Raw genomic sequence first — 18,378 nt, 5'->3', positions numbered from 1 at the left:
TCACGTGCGGTCCCCCGCCGGGGCCTGGGCCACCGGGTCGTCCGATGCCGCTGCCGAGCCGGGGTCGACCCCGGCCTCGTCGCCGCGGTCGACGAGCTCCTCGCCCATCGACGCCTTGACGGTGCGGCGGCGTGCGATGCGGCGGTCCTCGAGGTCGTCCTGCACCTCGTCGTGCCCGACGAGCACCCAGGAGCGGTAGCCCAGCGCGAGCAGGTACGTCGTCATGGCGAAGGTGATGACGACGGCGGTGAGGGCCAGCGCCTGCGGCAGCGGGTCGGCCATGCCGGCGGTGTCGGTGCTGCCGTCGAGGATCGGGGGCCGCCCCGGCGGGCCACCGGCGAGCTGGAGCAGCAGGTTCGCGCCGTGCCCGAGGACGACGACGCCGAGCAGCACGCGCATCAGCGACCGCTGCAGCAGCAGGTAGAACCCGACGGAGTACAGGACGGCGACGACCGCGGCCATCGCGAGGCTCAGGGTGGTCACGCGGCCCCCGTCTGGTCGGAGGTGGCCTCGCGGGCGTCGCGCTCGATGCCGCTGCCGAGTGAGCGCAGCAGGTCGAGGACGACCCCGATGATCAGCAGGTAGACGCCGATGTCGAGGGCGAGGCTGGAGACGATCTCGATGTCGCCGAGCAGCGGGAGGTGGAAGCCGACCTTCACCGAGGCGAGCACGGGCGCGCCGAACGCGGCGGGGACGAGCGCGGTGACGACGGCGACGGCCAGCCCGATGCCGACGAGGACGGGCGGGCGGACCTTGATCCTGGCTCCGATCTGGGCGCCGTCGCTGCCGCCGCCCGCGATGTGGCGCAGCACGAAAGCGAGCCCGGCGACGAGCCCGCCGGAGAACCCGCCGCCGGGCCCGTAGTGGCCGACGAGCAGCAGGTACAGCGAGAAGACGAGGACGGTCGGGAACAGGATGCGGGCGGCGAGCTCGAGCAGGAGCGTCCGCTCGGTGCCCGCGGGGCACTCGCCGGAGAGCATCCAGTCCTCGGCGGGCGCGTCCCAGCGGTCCCAGGGAACGCGGGTGTCGGGGGTGGCGGTCATCCGAGGACCTCCTCTTCGTGCGCGGGGGTGCCGGCGCCGCTGCGGGTGACCTTGCCCTTGCGGCGGCGGTCGTGGCGGGTGGCCAGCACGAGGCTCGCGGTGCCCGCGGCGGCGACGAGCAGCACGGTGATCTCGCCGACGGTGTCGAGGGCGCGGAAGTCGACGAGGATCGCGCTGATGACGTTGGTGGCCCCGGCCTCGGGGGCGAGCCGGACGAACTCGTCGCTGGTGGTGGCGGGTGCGGTACGCGCGCCGGAGAGGACGAGGCCGAACAGGGCGACGGTGACCCCGGCGACGCCCGCGAGCACGCCCTTGCGGATCTGGACGCTGCGCCGGGGGCGGCGGCGCTCGGTGAAGTGGGTGGGCAGCCGGCGCAGGACGAACACGAACGCGACGACGGCGAGCGTCTCCACCAGGAACTGGGCCAGCGCGAGGTCGGGGGCGCCGTCGACGATGAACAGCCCGCCGATGCCGTAGCCGACGGCGCCGACCAGCAGCACCGCGGTGAACCGGCGGTGCGCGCGGACGAGCGCCAGCGCCGCGACGACGACCACCAGGCCGAGCGGGATCTGCATCCACTGGTGGACGACGGGCGCGTCGGCGGGCCAGGCCCAGCCGGTGACGAGCGCGACGCCGGGCAGCGCCAGCACCATGAGGAGCACCGCGGCAAGGTAGAACGGCAGCGAACCGGCCTGCAGCCGGCCGGTGACGAGCACGGCGACGCGTTCGATGCCGGAGACGACGAGCTCGTAGCCGCGCTGCGCGGAGACCGGGTGGTGCAGGGCGTGGGTGAGCGCGTCGACGCGGGCGCGACCGGCGTGCAGCGCGAGGCCGCCGAGGAGCGCGACGCCCGACAGGGCGAGGGCGAGGTTCCAGCCGTGCCAGAGCGCGAGATGGTAGCCGGCCTCGGCGGCGTCGCGGGAGGGCAGGGTGTCGCCGTAGCCCTCGACGAGCGGCGCGACGACGGGCGCGATCAGCCCCAGCACCAGCCCGGCGCCCGCGGTGATCCACAGCGGCACCGTCAGGCCGGGCGAGGCCTTCTTGGGAACGGTGACGTCGATCCCCGGTTTGGTGGCGAACGCCCCCCACAGGAACCGGGCGCTGTAGGCGACGGTGAGGATCGACCCGGCGACGAGCCCGGCCAGCACGATCCAGCCCCGGGCGTCGCCCTCGTGCAGGAACGCCTCGAAGGCGGCCTCCTTGGCGACGAACCCCAGCAGCGGCGGGATCCCGGCCATCGACGCGGCGGCGAGCACGGACGCGGCGGCGAGCCCCGGCATCGCGCGGCCCAGCCCGGACAGGGCGCCCGTCTCGCGGGTGCCGGTGACCTTGTCGACGGTGCCGACGACGAGGAACAGCGTCGCCTTGAACAGGCCGTGCGCCAGCAGGAGCGCGGCCCCGGCGACGGCCGCCAGCCGCCCGCCGACGGCGAAGAGCACCATCAGGAAACCGAGCTGGCTGACGGTGCCGAAGGCGAGCAGCCGTTTGAGGTCGGTGGCGCCGAGGGCACGCCAGCCGCCGATGAGCATCGTCGTCAACCCGAGGACGACCAGCGGCAGCCACCACTCGGCGCTGCCCGCGAACGCCGGCGAGAGCCGGGCGACGAGGAACACCCCGGCCTTGACCATCGACGCCGCGTGCAGGTAGCCGCTGACCGGGGTGGGCGCGGCCATCGCCGCGGGCAGCCACGGGTGGAACGGTGCCTGCGCCGACTTGGTCAACGCGCCCAACAGGATCGCCACGATCCCCGCGGTGACGACCCCGCCCGTCGGGGGTGCGGCGACGATCTCGGAGATCCGGTAGGTGCCCGCTGCCTCGCCGACGAGCACGAACCCCAGCAGCATCGACAGCCCGCCGAACACCGTGACCAGCAACGCCTGCACGGCGGCGCGGCGGTTGACGCGGTGCAGGCCGCTCTGCCCGACGAGCAGGAACGACGCGATCGATGTCAGCTCCCAGAACACGTAGAGCGTCAGCAGGTCGTCGGCGACGACGAGGCCCAGCATCGCGCCGGCGAAGAACAGCAGCAGCGCGCTCGTGCGACCCGCGTCGGGGCTGCGGCGGCCGAAGTAGAAAGCGCTGTAGCCGAGGATGACCGCGCCCAGCCCGGAGACCAGCACGATCATCACCAGGGCGAGTGCGTCGAGGCGCACGTCGAACGTCAGGTGCAGGGCCGGGGCCCAGGCCACCGACTGCGTCACCGCCCCGCCGCCGAGCACCGCGGGCGCCATCGCGAGCGCCCAGCCCAGCGTCACGGCCGGTGGGACCGCTGCCAGGCCGAACGCGGCGCGCGTGCTGCGGGCCGCCACGGCGGGCAGCACACAGGCCGGCACCAGATGTGCGAGGACGAGCGCGAGCAGCAAGGCACCTCCTTGCGGCGTCCCGGCACGCGGGCAGGACCGCCTCCCGCCGCGGGGGCGGGTGGCACCGTGCGATCACGCGGACTGCTCGGACGGCACGGTCCGCGAGGGGGCGCGGTCCGGCCGGCCGGCCCGGCTGTCGGGTCACCGTCGGGTCGGCTGTCGGATGGGCTGCCGGTCGCGGACGGGGACCTTCGCGTCCGACCGGCTCGGCCCAGCCTACCTGCCACGACACCGCGGGGGCCGCAGCGCCGCACCTGCGACGCCGCGACCCCCGCGGTGAACGTGCTCGTCAGCGACCCTGCGCGGCCGCCTTCTTGGCCGTGCGCCGCCACGCGGTGAGGATGGGCTCGGTGTAGCCGTTGGGCTCCTCGCGGCCGGTGAACACGAGCTCGAGCGCGGCCTGGAAGGACGGGCTGGCGTCGAGGTCGGCGGTCATCGGGCGGTAGCCCGGCTCGCCCTCGTTCTGCTCGTCGACGAACGCGGCGAGCCGGGCGAAGGTCTCGCGTACGGTCTGCTCGTCGACGATGCCGTGGGCGAGCCAGTTGGCGAGCAGCTGACACGAGATCCGCAGCGTGGCGCGGTCCTCCATCAGCCCGACACCGTCGAGGTCGGGCACGGTCGAGCAGCCGACGCCGAGGTCGACCCAGCGCACGACGTAGCCGAGGATCGACTGGGCGTTGGTCTCCAGCTCGTGGCGGACCGTCTCCGCCGACGGGCGGTCACCGCCCAGCAGCGGCGGGGCGAGCAGCAGCGACCGGTCGGTCAACGGCCGCGACGCCAGCTCGTCCTGGCGCGCTCCGACGTCGACCCGCAGGTAGTGCAGTGCGTGCAGGGTCGCGGCGGTCGGTGAGGGAACCCAGGCGCAGTCGGCGCCCGCGCGCGGCTGCTCGATCTTGGTCTCGAGCATCTCGCGCATCGCGGCCGGCTTGGCCCACATGCCCTTGCCGACCTGCGCGGTGCCGCCGAACCCGGCGCGCAGCGCCACGTCGACGTTGCGGTCCTCGTAGGCGCCGAACCAGGTCTGCGACTTCATGTCCCCCTTGGGAACGACCGGGCCGCCCGCGAAGCAGGTGTGGATCTCGTCGCCGGTGCGGTCGAGGAACCCGGTGTTGACGAAGATGATCCGGTCCGACGCGGCGGCCACGCAGGCCGACAGGTTGACCGAGGTGCGCTTCTCCTCGTCCATCACACCGATCTTGACCGTGCACCCGGGCAGCCCCAGCGCCTCCTCGACGGCAGCGAACATGTCGACGGTCAGCGCGACCTCCTCGGGTCCGTGCTGCTTGGGCTTGACGACGTAGACGCTGCCGGTCCGGCTGTTGCGGTGCGCGCCGAGGTCACGCAGGTCGTGCAGGGCAGCGGTGACGGCGACGAACAGGTCGAGCAGGCCCTCGCCCACGGGCTCGCCGTCGGCGGTGCGGACGGCGTCGGTGCGCATGTGGTGTCCGACGACGCGCACGAGCAGGGTCGAACGGCCGGGCAGCGTCGCGGTGGAGCCGTCGGGCGCCGTGTGCTCGCGGTCGGGCTCGGCGCGGCGGGTGACCGTCTGGCCACCCTTCTCGAAGCTCGACACGAGGTTGCCGTTCATCAGGCCCAGCCACGTGCGGTAGGCGTTGGCCTTGTCCTCGCCGTCGACGGTCGAGACCGAGTCCTCGAGGTCGACGATGGTCGTGACCGCGGACTCGCACACGACGTCGGCGACCCCGGCGTGGTGGCCGCGCCCGACCCGGCTCTCGGGGTCGATCGTCAGCTCGACGTGCAGGCCGTTGCGGCGCAGGAGCACCGCGGTCGGGGACGCCGCGTCGCCGCGGTGGCCCGCGAACTGCGCGGGGTCGGCGAGCGCCGGGGCGAGGCTGCCGTCGGTGACGGTGTAGGCCCCGACGTCGGCGTGCGAGCCGTCGGCGAGCGGGAACAGCTCGTCGAGCAGCCGGTCGGCCTCCGCGATGACCTGGGCGCCGCGGGCCTCGTCGTAACCCTTCGCGAGCTCGTGGTCCAGCGGCAGGACGTCGGTGCCGTAGAGGGCGTCGAACAGCGATCCCCACCGGGCGTTCGCGGCGTTGAGTGCGTACCGGGGCACGGTCGAGGGGACCACGAGCTGGGGACCGGCGAGCTCGGCGATCTCGGTGTCGACGCCGGTGACGGTGAGCCGGGGCTCCGCCTCGGGCACGAGGTAGCCGATGTCGGTCAGGAAGCCCGCGTACTCGTCGCGGCCGGCCTCGTCGAGCGGGCCGGGGTGCGCGGCGTGCCAGCCGTCGACCTGGCGCTGCAAGTCGTCGCGGCGGGCGAGCAGCTCCGCGGTGCGTCGCTGGAACAGGCGGTTCAGCGCGGCGAACGTCGCCCAGAACGTGTCGGGGTCGAGGTCGTCGAGACCCAGCAGCAGCTCGTCGCGGACGAACGCCTCGAGCGCGGGATCGACCTGCAGGGCCGCCTCGTGCGCGTCGGGCGCCCTGCCCGTACCTCGAACGGTCGGTGTTGCGCCCATCGGGGGATCCGCCCTTCTTCTCGATGCTGCCCATCATAGATCTAACAATGGACAGTGGATTCCGCAACGTGGAAATTGGCGCCCTCGTCCACCTGTTGACACCTCGTACCCGGGGGATGCGTTCGGGACTCATCGTGTGGTAGCTCCCGGCCGTCGGTCGGGCGCCCTCGCCGGGCCTGCGGGGCCCGGGTTCTGCACCCGCGCCCGCCCACCGGGGGCGTTACGGTTGCCGGACGACCACGCAAGGACGCGGAGGTGCCCTCATGGCGCTCGACGACGCGACGCGCGCCGCGCTGGCCCGAGCCGTCGGGCCCGACAACGTCATCGACGACCCCGTCGGACGCCGCGCCTACGAGTGCGACGGTCTCACCGGCTTCCGGGTCGTCCCCGACCTCGTCGTCCTACCCCGCGACGCCGCCGCCGTCGCCGCCGCGGTCCGCGCCTGCGCCGAGCACCGGGTGCCGTTCGTCGCCCGCGGCGCCGGGACCGGCCTGTCGGGCGGGGCGCTGCCCGTCGCCGACGGCATCGTGATCTCCCTCGCCCGGCTCAACCGGGTCCTCGACGTCGACCCGGTCGACCGCCGCGCCACCCTCGAGCCCGGCGTCACCAACCTCGACGTCACCGCCGCCGCCGCACCGCACGGCCTCTACTACGCGCCCGACCCGTCGAGCCAGCAGGTCTGCACCATCGGCGGCAACGTCGCCGAGAACTCCGGCGGCGCCCACTGCCTCAAGTACGGGTTCACCACCAACCACGTGCTGTCGATGGAGGTCGTGCTGCCCGACGGCTCCGTCGTCACCCTCGGCGGCGACACCGCGGAACAGTCCGGCCCCGACCTGCGCGGGGTGTTCCTCGGCTCCGAGGGCACGCTCGGCATCGCGACGTCGATCACCGTGCGGCTGCTGCGCGCCCCCGAGACCGTCCGCACCCTGCTCGCCGACTTCCCGTCCGTCGAGGCGGCGAGCGACGTGGTCAGCGACGTCGTCGCCGCCGGGATCGTGCCCGCGGCCGTCGAGATGATGGACACCCTCGCCATCGAGGCCGCCGAGGAGGCCGTGCACGCGGGCTACACCGTCGGCACCCCCGCGGCGCTCGTCGTCGAGCTCGACGGGCCCGCCGAGGAGTGCGAGGTCCAGTTCGAGCAGGTCAAGGAGATCTGCGACCGGCACGGCTGCACCCGGCTGCACATCGCCGGGTCGGTCGACGAGCGCGCCGCGATCTGGCGTGGCCGCAAGGCCGCCTTCGCCGCGGTCGGGCGAATCTCCCCCGACTACTTCGTCCAGGACGGCGTCGTCCCCCGCACCCGCCTCGCCGAGACCCTCGCCCGGATCGCCGCGATGGGCGACGAGGCGGGCCTGCGCGTGGCCAACGTCTTCCACGCCGGCGACGGCAACCTGCACCCCCTCGTCCTCTACAGCGCCGCCGCCGGCGAGACCGACCACGCCGAGCACCTGTCGTCGGCGATCGCGAGGCTGTGCGTCGAGATGGGTGGGGCGCTCTCGGGTGAGCACGGCATCGGCACGGACAAGGCCTGCTCGATGCCGACGATGTTCGGCGAGGTCGACCTCGCGACGATGGACCGGGTGCGCAGCGCGTTCGACCCCGACCGCATCAGCAACCCCGGCAAGGTGCTGCCCACGCCACGGCTGTGCGGCGAACGTCCCGGCAGGTACCGCCCGCACCCGTTGGAGGAGTCCGGCCTGATCGACCGCCTCTGACCACCTCGGAGCTCTGGGAGAGCACTCACATGACGCGCGCGACCCCCACCACGGTCCGCCCCGGCGACCTCGCCACGCTCCGCGACGCCGTGCTCGACTCCGCGGGCACCATCGGCGTCACGGGCGCCGGCACCGCTGCCGCCTGGGCAGGTGAGCGACGGCCCGTCGACACGATCATCGACGTCGGCGGCCTCACCGGGATCATCACCCACAACCCCGGCGACATGACCGTCTCCGTCCGCGCCGGCACCCCCCTCGCCGACCTGCAGGCCGAGCTCGCCGACCAGGGCCAGCACGTGTCGTTCGACGCCGCCCGCGCCGCACGCGGCGCCACCGTCGGCGGGCTCGTCGCCACCGCGGACGGCGGGCCGGCCGCACTCGTCCACGGCACCCTGCGCGACCTCGTCATCGGCATGACGATCGTGCTCGCCGACGGCACCGTCGCCCGCACCGGCGGGCACGTCATCAAGAACGTGTCCGGCTACGACCTGGCCAAGCTGGTCCACGGCTCCTACGGCACGCTCGGCGTGGCGGCCGAGATCGTGCTGCGGCTGCACCCCCTGCCCCAGGCCTCGACGACCCTCGCGCTCGGCTGCACCCTCGCCGACGCCGCCGCACACGCAGCCCGCGTCTTCGCCGAACCGTTCGACCCCGCCGCCGTCGAGTGGTACAGCCACGGGTCCGCGACCGGTGACGGCAGGCTCCTCGTCCGCATGGAGGGCACCGTCGGCGCCCTGCCGCGGCGCGTCGACCGGCTGCGCGCCACCCTCGGTGCCGCTTCCTCGGAGGTCGACGCCGACGAGTGGGACGCCCACGCCGCCGCCGTCCGCGGCACCGCCGGCCGGGCGGTGCTGCGCATCGGCGTCCGGCCGTCACGGCTCGCCGCGCTCGTCGGATCGGTCCCGGGTGCCGTGGGCGTCGCAGCCGGTCCGGGTACCGGCGTCGCCACCGTCTCGATGCCCGTCGAGGCTGTGGCCGACGCCCACGCCGCGGTCCACGCCGCAGGCGGCACCTCGGTCCTGCGCGACCGGCCCGACGGGTTCACCGGCGACGCGTGGGGGCCGCCACCGTCGGCCGTCGCGCTGCTGCGGTCGGTGAAGCGCACCCTCGACCCCGACGGCCGGCTCGAACCCGGCCGGCTCTCCCCGTGGCTCCCGGAGGACGCGCGATGAGCACCACCCCCGCAGGTTCGGCGCACACCAACATCCCGCGCACCGGGCCCAGCGCGTTCGACCCGCACCGCCCGCCCGAGCGCGACCTGCTCGACGACTGCGTGCACTGCGGGTTCTGCCTGCCCACCTGCCCCACCTACCAGCTGTGGGGCGAGGAGATGGACTCCCCACGCGGCCGGATCCTGCTGATGGACCTCGCCGAGAAGGGCGAGATCCCGATCGAGGGCTCCTTCGCCACCCACATCGACCGCTGCCTGGGCTGCATGGCGTGTGTGACGGCGTGCCCGTCGGGCGTCCAGTACGACCGGCTGCTGGAGTCGGTGCGCCCGCAGGTGGAGCGCAACGTCACCCGCGACACCGACGACCGGCTCTTCCGCGACGCGATCTTCGCCCTCTTCCCCTACCGGCGACGGCTGCGCGCCGCCGCTCTGCCCGGCGCGCTGTACCAGCGGCTGGCCCGGGTGCCCGCCGTGCGGAGGTTCGTCGACCGCGGCACGGAACGGTTGCGCGGCACCAGGTTGTCCCGGCTCGCCGCAATGGAGTCGCTGCTGCCGCCGGTGACCGTGCGGGAGGCGTTCGCGACGCTGCCCGCGGTCACCCCGGCCGTCGGCGAGCGCCGTGCCCGCATCGCACTGCTGTCGGGCTGCGTGCAGGACGTGTTCTTCCACCGTGTCAACGAGGCCACCGTCCGGGTGCTCGCCGCCGAGGGCGCCGACGTCATCGTTCCCCGCAACCAGAGCTGTTGCGGCGCACTGGAGCTGCACGCCGGACGGGAGCCCTCGGCGCTGACCCGGGCCAAGCGGACCATCGAGACGTTCGAGGCGCTGCTCGCCTCGGGGGTCGACCACGTCGTCACCAACGTCGCCGGCTGCGGGTCGTCGATGAAGGAGTACGGGCACCTGCTCTCCGACGACCCCGCGTGGGCGGACCGGGCCGCGACGTTCTCCGCCGCCGTGCGAGACGTCCACGAGGTGCTCGCCGACCTGCTCGCCGACGGCGGCGCCCGCGCCCCGCGCCATCCCGTCGAGGCCCGCGTCGCCTATCACGACGCCTGTCACCTCGGGCACGCCCAAGGGGTCCGCACCCAGCCCCGCGACGTGCTGCGCAGCGTCCCCGGCATCGAGGTGCTCGACATCCCGGAGGCCGCCCTGTGCTGCGGCTCCGCGGGCATCTACAACATGATCATGCCCGAGGCCGCCGACGAGCTGGGCGCCCGCAAGGCCGCCAATGTCCGGGCCGTGACACCCGATGTCGTCGTCACCGCCAACCCGGGCTGCCTGCTGCAGATGGGCAAGCACCTGGGCGGCGGGGACCTGCCCCTGCTGCACCCCGTCCAGCTCCTCGACGCCAGCATCCGCGGGGTCCCTGTCCCCCGCCGCTGACCCCGCCCGGTGATCCCGCTCCGCGCAGCTCGACCGGCACTGGGCCGGCGTCGTGCCGCCCAGGCTCGACGGCCTCACCGATTCCGAGTACCTGTGGGAACCCGCGCCGGGGTGCTGGAACGTCCGGCCGCGGGACCCGTCGTCGGAGGCGCCGCAGCCGGGTGCCGGGCCGTGGACCGTCGACGTCGCGTTCCCCGGGCCCGACCCGGCACCGTTCACGACGATCGCGTGGCGGCTGGCGCACATCGTCGTCGGGGTGTTCGGGACGTGAGCAGGCTCGGATAAGGTCCGCGGCACCTGTCGGACGGGTGCGGAGCGGAGCGTGATGGCTGTGGCGAGCGACGCCGCACGTGCCCGCGCGCCCCGGGGCAGCGCCAAGACCCGCGCGCTGGAGTACGTGAAGGACGCGATCCTGACCGGCGGTTTCCGCGGTGGCGACCTCATCAGCGAGGGCGAGGTCGCGGCGGCGCTGGACATGTCGCGCACCCCGGTCCGCGAGGCGTTCCTGCGCCTGGAGGCCGAAGGGCTGCTGCGGCTCTATCCGCAGCGGGGTGCGCTGGTCGTACCCGTGTCGCCCGAGGAGGTCCGCGCCGTCATGGAGGCGCGGCTGGTGATCGAGCAGTTCGCGGCCCGGTCGGCGTGCCACGGCGACGACGCGGCACGGGCGAGGATCGGCGACGGCCTCGACGCCCAGCTGGACCGCCAGCGTGCCGCGGCCGACGACCTGCGCGGGTTCCTCGACGCCGACCGCGCGTTCCACACCGTGCTGGTCGAGGCGGCCGGCAACGCGATCCTGGCCGACGTGTACTCGTCGTTGCGCGACCGGCAGCTGCGGATGATCGGCGAGTCCGCGGTGCGCGACCCGCGCCGGACGGCGACGATCGTCGAGGAGCACACCGTGATCGCGGCGGCCGTGCGCGCCGGCGACCTCGACGCGCTGCTCGACGCCGTCCGCGCGCACCTGTCGGGGACCGTGATGGCGCTCGGCCTGGCCGTCGGCACCCCCGGGCCGCTCACCGTCGACTGATCCGCAACGCCACTTGTCGGCGGGGAACGTCGAGGCTATCGTCGCACACGACTTGTATCTCAGTTGTGCATGAGGGGCCGGGAGGTCGCGATGAAGCACGCCGATCTGCGTGCGGAGCTGGTCAGGGCACTCGGTGCCGACGCGGTGCTCGACGACCCGGTGTCGTTGCGCTCCTACGAGTGCGACGGACTGACCGGATACCGCGTCGTCCCCGAGTTCGTCCTGCTGCCCGTCGACACCGCGCAGGTCGCGGCGGCGGTGCGGGTGTGCGCACGGCACACGGTCCCGTTCGTCGCGCGCGGTGCCGGGACGTGCCTGTCGGGCGGGTCGCTGCCGGTCGCCGAGGGGGTCGTCATCTCGCTGCAGAAGCTGCGCGCGGTCCTGGAGATCGACGTCGAGAACCGGCGTGCGGTCGTCCAACCCGGCGTGACGAACCTCGACGTCAGCAAGGCCGTCGCCGAGCACGGGCTCTACTTCGCGCCGGACCCGTCGAGCCAGCAGGTGTGCACGATCGGCGGCAACGTCGCCGAGAACTCCGGTGGGGCGCACTGCCTCAAGTACGGGTTCACCGTGCACCACATCCACGAGATCGAGGTCGTGCTGCCCGACGGCACGCTCACCACCCTCGGCGGCCCGTCTCCGCACCAACCGGGCTACGACCTGTTGGGCGCGTTCATCGGGTCGGAGGGCACGCTCGGGATCGTCACGAAGATCGTCGTGAAACTGCTGGCGAAGCCGACGGTGGTGCGCACGCTCGTCGCCGACTTCCCGTCGGTCGAGCAGGCGGGCGACACCGTCACCGGGATGATCGCGGCGGGGATCGTGCCCGCGGCCGTCGAGATGATGGACCAGCTCGCGCTGGAAGCCGTCGAGGCGTCGGTGCAGGCCGGCTACTCGCTCGACACCGCGGCGGCGCTGCTCGTCGAGCTCGACGGGCCACCTGCCGAGGTCGCGACCCAGTTCGCCGAGATCGAGCAGCTCTGCAAGGACAACGGCGCGACGAAGCTGCTCATCGCGCCGACCCCCGAGTCGCGGGCCGCGATGTGGAAGGGGCGCAAGGCCGCGTTCGCCGCGGTCGGGCGGATCAGCCCGAACTACTTCGTGCAGGACGGCGTCGTCCCCCGCACCCGGCTCGCCGAGGCGCTCGTGCGGATCTCGGAGATGGCCGACGAGGCGGGCCTGCGGGTGGCCAACGTCTTCCACGCCGGCGACGGCAACCTGCACCCGCTGGTGCTCTACAGCGAGGAGGCCGGCGAGCACGACCGCGCCGAGCACCTGTCGACGGCGATCGCGGAGCTGTGCGTCGACCTCGGCGGGTCGCTCTCGGGTGAGCACGGCATCGGCACCGACAAGGCCTGCTCCATGCCGCGCCAGTACAACGAGGCCGATCTGGCGACGATGACGTTGCTGCGCAGGGCATTCGACCCCGACGACATCTGCAACCCGGGCAAGTTGCTGCCGACGCCACGCCTGTGCGGCGACCGTCCCGGCCCCCACCGATCGCACCCGCTGGAGGCGGCGGGCCTCATCGAGCGGATCTGACGCATGCCCCCCACCACGCACTCCCCGCGCGACGTCGACGAGCTGCGCGACGTCGTCGCCGACACCATGACCTCACATCCCCGGTTGCTCGTCACGGCCGCGGGGACCGCCGCGACCACCGGCGGGCGGCCCGACCCGGCCGACGCGGTCGTCGACACCACGGCGCTGTCGGGGATCCTGGGCTACACCCCCGCCGACATGACCGTCGCCGTCCGCGCAGGCACGCCGCTCGCCGACATCCAGGCCGAGCTGGGCGAGCACGGCCAGCACATCGCGTTCGACGCCGCGCGCATCCGCCGCGGCGCGACCGTCGGCGGGCTGCTGGCCAGCGGCGACGGCGGCCCGCTGCGCCAGCTCTACGGCACGCTGCGCGACCTCGTCATCGGCGTGACCGTCGTGCTCGGCGACGGCACCGTCGCGAAGTCCGGCGGGCACGTCATCAAGAACGTCGCGGGCTACGACCTGGCCAAGCTGTTCCACTCCTCCCTCGGCACACTCGGCGTCGTCGGCGAGGTGGTGCTGCGGGTGCATCCGTTGCCGCGCAGGGCGGCCACGGTCGCACTGCCCGCCGACGCCGCGGCCGCCACCCGGCTCGGCGTCGACCTGATCGCCTCCGGCACCGAGCCCGTGGCGCTCGAGTGGACGCCCGGCACCGGCCTGCTCGTGCGGCTGGAGGGCACCCCGGACGGCGTGGGCGAGCGTGTCGACGCCGTGCTCGGGAGGAACGCCGCCGCCCGCGTCCTCTCCGGCGACGACGAGGAGGCCGCCTGGAGCGCGGTCGCCACCGTCGCCGACCCGTCCGGCAGAGACGTCACGGTGCTCCGCGCGGGCACCCTGCCCTCGGACGGTCCGGCGTTCCTCGCCGCGCTCGGTTCGGCCGCCGACGCCGCCGGCGTCACCCTCGCGGCCGGCAGCTCCGTCGGTCAGGGTGTGCACACCGTCGCCCTCACCGGCGGCCGGCACGAGCCGGTACTCGCCGCCGCACACGCCGCCGCCGGCTCCTCGGTGTCGGTGCTGCGCCACGACGGCCTCGACCCCGCCACCCCGCTGTGGGGCCCGCCGCCGCCCGCGGTCGCCGTCATGCGCGCGGTCAAGGCGCGCTTCGACCCCGCGGGCCGGTTCGGCTCCGGACGCCTGTCCCCCTGGCTCGCCCCCGCACCCGCTCGTGAAGGAGTCCCGGCGTGAGCACCTCCTACGACGCCCACCATCCGCCGCGGCGCGACGTCCTCGACGACTGCGTCCACTGCGGGTTCTGCCTGCCCACCTGCCCGACGTTCGCCGTCACCGGGCTGGAGACCGAGTCCCCGCGCGGCCGCATCTACATGATGGATCTCGCGGCGCGCGGCGAGATCGGCGTCGACGAGGCGTTCGGCGAGCACATCGACTCCTGCCTGGGCTGCCTCGCCTGCGTCACGGCCTGCCCGTCGGGGGTCCAGTACGACAAGCTGATCGAGTCGGTGCGCCCGCAGGTCGAGCGCAACGTGCCGCGCACCCGCGCCGACCGGCTGTTCCGCGGCCTGGTGTTCTCCCTGTTCCCGTACCCGAACCGGCTGCGGGTGGCCGCGCTCGGCGGGCTCGTCTACCAGCGCACGGGCCTGCGTGCGCTCGTGCACCGGCTCGGCCTGATCGACCGGCTCCCCGCACGGCTGCGCGCACTGGAGTCGCTGCTGCCGCCGGTCACGGTCCGCGCGCTGCTCGCGCGCACCCCCGAGCGCACCAGGCCCACCGGCCCGGTCCGGATGCGGGTGGGGCTGCTCGCGGGCTGCGCGCAGCGGGTGTTCTTCGGCGACGTCAACGCCGCCACCGTGCGGGTGCTCGCCGCCGAGGGCTGCGACGTGTTCGTGCCGCGCGACCGGCAGTGCTGCGGCGCCCTGTCGGTGCACGCGGGGCGCGAGGAGGAGGGCCTGGTCCGGGCACGCGCGACGATCGAGATGTTCGAGCGGTACCGGCTCGACGTCGTCGTCGCCAACGTCGCCGGGTGCGGGTCGACACTCAAGGAGTACGCCGACCTGCTCGCCGACGACCCCGACTGGGCCGAGCGCGCGAAGTCGTTCAGCGCCAAGGTCCGCGACGTCACCGAGCTGCTCGCCGAGCTCGGCCCACGCGCACCGCGGCACCCGATCGCCACCCGCGTCGCCTACCACGACGCCTGCCACCTCTCGAACGCCCAGAGGATCCGCTCGCAGCCCCGCGCGGTCCTGCGGTCCATCCCCGACCTCGACCTGCGCGACATCGCGGAGGCCGAGCTGTGCTGCGGCTCGGCGGGCATCTACAACCTGGTGGAGCCCGAGACGGCCGAGGAGCTGGGACAACGGAAGGCGAAGAACCTGGAGGCGGTGGCCCCGGACGTCGTCGTGACGGCGAACGCGGGCTGCCTGCTGCAGATCCGCCGATTCCTCGACGCGGGTATCCCGGTCCTGCACCCCGTCCAGCTCGTCGACGCCTCGATCCGCGGTGTGAACCCCCTGTGAGACCCCGTGAGTGGCGCAGCGCCACTCACAGGGTCACGTGTCCTGGGCGAAGTGGTCCCAGCCCGCGGGGCCATCGTGCGGGGCGCCGTCGACCAGGACGGTGGGGTCTCCGTCGGTGACCCCACCGATGACCGCCCAGTCCGCGGGGACCGCGCCGGGCGGGAACGTCGCGACCAGGGCATGGTCCTCGCCGCCCGTGAGCAGCCAGGTCAGCGGGTCGACGCCCAGGGCCGAGGCGACCTCCGCGAGCCGGGCCGGGACCGCGAGCGCGGCCGTCGACACGTCGATCGTCACCCCGGACGCCGTCGCGACGTGCGCCAGGTCGGCGAGCAGGCCGTCGGACACGTCGATCATCGACGTCGCACCCGCCTGCGCGGCCTGCGGTCCGGCGGCGTACGGCGGCTCCGGCACCCGGTGCGCCCCGACCACCGCGACCGGGGACCGGAACCCACGGTGCAGGACGTCCAGACCCGCCGCAGCCCAGCCGACCCGGCCGGCCAGGGCGACGACGTCACCGGGGCGGGCACCCGAGCGCGTCACCGGCTCCCGGCCCTCCAACGAGCCGAGCGCCGTCACCGACAACACGATCGCCGGCCCCGACGCCACGTCCCCGCCGACGACCCCCGCCCCCGCCGACGCCGCCTCCGCCCAGATGCCCGACGCGATGCCCTCCAGCGTCTCGACGGGGGTGTCGCGTGGGCAGGCCAGCCCGACGAGCAGGGCCGTCGGCACGGCGCCCATCGCGGCGATGTCGGCCAGGTTCGCGGCGGCGGCCTTGCGCCCCACCTGGTCCGGGGACGACCAGTCGAGCCGGAAGTGCACGCCCTCGACCAGGACATCGGTGCACGCGACGACCCGCCCGTCCGCCGCGGCGACGACCGCGGAGTCGTCCCCCGGCCCCAGCAACGTGCTCGGCGGCTGTACACGATCGGCCGTCACACGGCCTATCAGGCCGAACTCGCCGACATCGCCAAGTGTGTTCATCGCCTCGGTTCCCTCGGACGGGGAGGCCGACGATGTGGGCACGGCGGGCACCTCCGGTACGGTTCGGCTTCCGACTTTCCTACCCGACACGACTTGTCGCGCCCTGTAGGCGCGGCCTGCGCTGCCCGGCAGCGCGCACTCGAGAGGAGTACGCCGTGGTTCAGGCCTTCATCCTGGTGCAGACCGAGGTCGGCAAGGCTGCCGCCGTGGCGAGCGCCATCGCGGACATCACCGGCGTGGTGTCGGCCGAGGACGTCACCGGCCCCTATGACGTGATCGTCCGCGCCGAGGCGGGCGACGTCGACGAGCTGGGCCAGCTCGTCGTGGCCAAGGTCCAGGGCGTCAACGGCATCACGCGCACCCTGACCTGCCCGGTCGTCAAGCTGGGCTGAGCCCGTGTCGCAGCCCGGTGGTCCCGTCCGGACGCGGCCCTCCGCCGCCGTCCTGCTGGCCATCGCGCTGCCGCTCGTGCTCGCCGTGACGGTCGCGGTGCTGGCGCTGGTCAACCGGCAGGGCACCGGCCCCGCCGCACCCGACGCAGGTCCGGCCGACACCCGGCCGCTCGCCGCCGCGCCCGTCGACGCACCCGACGCCTCCGGACCCGCCTGCACAGCACTGCTGGCGGCCCTGCCCGCGACGCTCCCCGGTGGCGACGCCGGCCTGCCCACCCGGGCCCTCGCCGATCCCGCACCTGCCGGGGTCCGGGCCTGGGCCGCGCCGTCGCGCCCGGTCGTGCTGCGCTGCGGGCTGCCGCGGCCGCAGGAGCTGACGCCGACCTCCGCGCTCGTCGTCGTCAACGGGGTGAGCTGGTTGCAGCTGCCCGACGACGTCCCGAACCCGGTGCAGTCGAGCTGGGTCGCGGTCGACCGTGGCACCTACGTCGTGGTGACGACGCCCGCAACCGTCGGCAGCGGCCCGTTGCAGGCCGTCTCGGACACGATCACCGCGACCCTCCCGCCCGCGCCCATCGCCGTCCGCTGACGCGGGCCCACACCCCGTCCCACGCCGAGCTCGACACCCGACCGGTTCGATCATGAACGGGGCCAGTCCCACGTCGAACCCGGCTGAGGTCCGGGACCGGGGGTCAGCGCAGGCCGGTGCCGCGGGCCAGGGCCGTCTCGACGAGCGTCGTGAGCAGCGTGGCGTAGTCGACGTCGGTCTCCGCCCACATCCGCGGGTACATGGAGATCGGGGTGAAGCCCGGCATGGTGTTGACCTCGTTGACGATCGGCTCGCCGTCGTCGTCGACGAAGAAGTCCACGCGGGCCAGGCCCTGACAGTCGAGCGCGCGGAAGGCCTCGATCGCAGCGGCCCGGAGGCGTTCGGTGACGTCGTCGTCGAGCTTGGCGGGGACGTCGAACTCGCAGGCGTCGTCGAGGTACTTGGCATCGAAGTCGTAGAACTCGGCCGAGGTGGAGACGAGCCGGATCTCGGCGGGGAGGCTCGCGCGCAGGCTGCCGTCGGGGTACTCCAGCACCCCGCACTCGACCTCGCGGCCGACGATCGCGGCCTCGACGAGCACCTTCGGGTCGTGTTCCCGCGCGACGGCGATGGCCTCGTCGAGCCGGCCCCAGGAGGTGACGCGCGTGATGCCGACCGAGGACCCGGCCCGCGCGGGCTTGACGAACACCGGCAGGCCGAGGCGCTCCTTCTCCGCCGAGGTCAGCGACGCGGTGCCGGGCCGCAGCACGACGAGCGAGCCGACGGCCAGCCCTTCGGCGGCGAGCAGCTTCTTGGTGAACTCCTTGTCCATCCCCGCGGCGCTGGCGAGGACGCCGGAGCCGACGTAGGGCAGCCCGGCCATCTCCAGCAGACCCTGGACGGTGCCGTCCTCGCCGAACGGGCCGTGCAGCACGGGGAAGACGACGTCGACGCCGGAGAAGACCTCACCGGCCCGGTCGCGGTCGAGGCGGACGAGGCCGCCGCGGGTGGGGTCGCCGGGCAGGGCGAGGGCGGTGCCGCCTGCGTCGACCTCGGGCAGGGTGCGGCCCTCGATGCGAAGCCGGTCGGGGTCGGCGGTGCCGAGGACCCACGCGCCGTCGGGCGTGATGCCGACGGGCACGACGTCGAAGCGGTCCCGGTCGAGGTGGGCGAGCACGCTGCCCGCGGAGACGCACGAGATGGTGTGTTCGGAACTCCGGCCGCCGAACACCACTGCGACCCTCGTCCTGCCGTCACTCATGGGTGACGACCC

At 74.1% G+C, this 18,378-nt stretch carries 15 protein-coding genes and 1 pseudogene; 10 read left to right on the top strand and 6 right to left on the bottom strand.

What is annotated here, in order from left to right; genetic code table 11:
• The 4 genes from TOK_RS03790 to TOK_RS03775 form a co-directional block, all read right to left on the bottom strand.
• Positions 1-483 carry a Na(+)/H(+) antiporter subunit C gene (locus TOK_RS03790; RefSeq protein WP_256387953.1) on the bottom strand — a complete coding sequence of 161 codons (483 nt, stop codon included), beginning with the start codon at positions 481-483 and terminating at the stop codon, positions 1-3.
• Positions 480-1,043, bottom strand: coding sequence for an MnhB domain-containing protein (locus tag TOK_RS03785; RefSeq protein WP_098956376.1), 564 nt, complete (start codon positions 1,041-1,043; stop codon positions 480-482). The genes TOK_RS03790 and TOK_RS03785 overlap by 4 nt, the downstream gene beginning before the upstream one ends.
• Positions 1,040-3,406: a hydrogen gas-evolving membrane-bound hydrogenase subunit E gene (gene mbhE, locus TOK_RS03780; protein WP_253258162.1), complete on the bottom strand. Its 2,367-nt coding sequence runs from the start codon at positions 3,404-3,406 to the stop codon at positions 1,040-1,042. Before mbhE ends, TOK_RS03785 begins: the two co-directional genes overlap by 4 nt.
• 289 nt (positions 3,407-3,695) lie before the next feature.
• Positions 3,696-5,888 (bottom strand): malate synthase G, encoded by a 2,193-nt coding sequence (locus tag TOK_RS03775; RefSeq protein ID WP_098956375.1) that lies wholly within the window; start codon positions 5,886-5,888, stop codon positions 3,696-3,698.
• A gap of 263 nt (positions 5,889-6,151) precedes the next feature.
• Between TOK_RS03775 and TOK_RS03770 the strand changes: the two genes are divergently transcribed.
• From TOK_RS03770 to TOK_RS03735, 8 genes and pseudogenes are all read left to right on the top strand, one after another.
• Entirely contained in the window at positions 6,152-7,606 is a 1,455-nt protein-coding gene (locus tag TOK_RS03770) for an FAD-linked oxidase C-terminal domain-containing protein (RefSeq protein WP_098956374.1), read from the top strand.
• 29 nt (positions 7,607-7,635) lie between these two features.
• Positions 7,636-8,778 (top strand): FAD-binding oxidoreductase, encoded by a 1,143-nt coding sequence (locus TOK_RS03765; RefSeq protein WP_098956373.1) that lies wholly within the window; start codon positions 7,636-7,638, stop codon positions 8,776-8,778.
• Positions 8,775-10,160, top strand: a complete 1,386-nt coding sequence (locus tag TOK_RS03760; protein ID WP_098956372.1) for a (Fe-S)-binding protein — start codon at positions 8,775-8,777, stop codon at positions 10,158-10,160. Before TOK_RS03765 ends, TOK_RS03760 begins: the two co-directional genes overlap by 4 nt.
• 52 nt (positions 10,161-10,212) lie before the next feature.
• Positions 10,213-10,425 (top strand): annotated as a pseudogene (locus TOK_RS03755) (DinB family protein); the annotation flags it as partial.
• 60 nt (positions 10,426-10,485) lie between these two features.
• A complete protein-coding gene (locus tag TOK_RS03750; protein WP_098956450.1) occupies positions 10,486-11,187 on the top strand; it encodes a GntR family transcriptional regulator in 702 nt (233 codons plus the stop codon).
• Between the two features lie 90 nt (positions 11,188-11,277).
• The gene (locus TOK_RS03745) at positions 11,278-12,729 is read left to right on the top strand and encodes an FAD-binding oxidoreductase (protein WP_098956449.1); all 1,452 of its coding nucleotides are present in this window, start codon (positions 11,278-11,280) and stop codon (positions 12,727-12,729) included.
• Between the two features lie 3 nt (positions 12,730-12,732).
• Complete coding sequence (locus TOK_RS03740; RefSeq protein WP_098956371.1) at positions 12,733-13,914, top strand: FAD-binding oxidoreductase; 1,182 nt, start codon at positions 12,733-12,735, stop codon at positions 13,912-13,914.
• Complete coding sequence (locus tag TOK_RS03735; RefSeq protein ID WP_098956370.1) at positions 13,911-15,200, top strand: (Fe-S)-binding protein; 1,290 nt, start codon at positions 13,911-13,913, stop codon at positions 15,198-15,200. Before TOK_RS03740 ends, TOK_RS03735 begins: the two co-directional genes overlap by 4 nt.
• 33 nt (positions 15,201-15,233) lie before the next feature.
• Here TOK_RS03735 and TOK_RS03730 read toward each other — a convergent pair whose 3' ends face one another.
• The gene (locus TOK_RS03730) at positions 15,234-16,184 is read right to left on the bottom strand and encodes a thiamine-phosphate kinase (protein ID WP_098956369.1); all 951 of its coding nucleotides are present in this window, start codon (positions 16,182-16,184) and stop codon (positions 15,234-15,236) included.
• Between the two features lie 155 nt (positions 16,185-16,339).
• Between TOK_RS03730 and TOK_RS03725 the strand changes: the two genes are divergently transcribed.
• Positions 16,340-16,576, top strand: a complete 237-nt coding sequence (locus tag TOK_RS03725) for an Lrp/AsnC ligand binding domain-containing protein (RefSeq protein WP_098956368.1) — start codon at positions 16,340-16,342, stop codon at positions 16,574-16,576.
• Between the two features lie 4 nt (positions 16,577-16,580).
• Positions 16,581-17,165: a DUF3515 domain-containing protein gene (locus tag TOK_RS03720; protein WP_098956367.1), complete on the top strand. Its 585-nt coding sequence runs from the start codon at positions 16,581-16,583 to the stop codon at positions 17,163-17,165.
• A gap of 103 nt (positions 17,166-17,268) precedes the next feature.
• On the opposite strand, the gene TOK_RS03715 is transcribed toward TOK_RS03720, so the two are convergent.
• Complete coding sequence (locus TOK_RS03715; RefSeq protein ID WP_098956366.1) at positions 17,269-18,366, bottom strand: D-alanine--D-alanine ligase family protein; 1,098 nt, start codon at positions 18,364-18,366, stop codon at positions 17,269-17,271.
• Positions 18,367-18,378 lie beyond the last annotated feature (12 nt).

Origin of the sequence: Pseudonocardia sp. N23, assembly GCF_002583555.1 — a bacterium.
In the GTDB taxonomy this organism is placed as follows: Bacteria; Actinomycetota; Actinomycetes; order Mycobacteriales; family Pseudonocardiaceae; genus Pseudonocardia.
The sequence above is the reverse complement of the archived record's forward strand: the minus strand, read 5'-3'. Positions and strand labels throughout refer to the sequence as shown.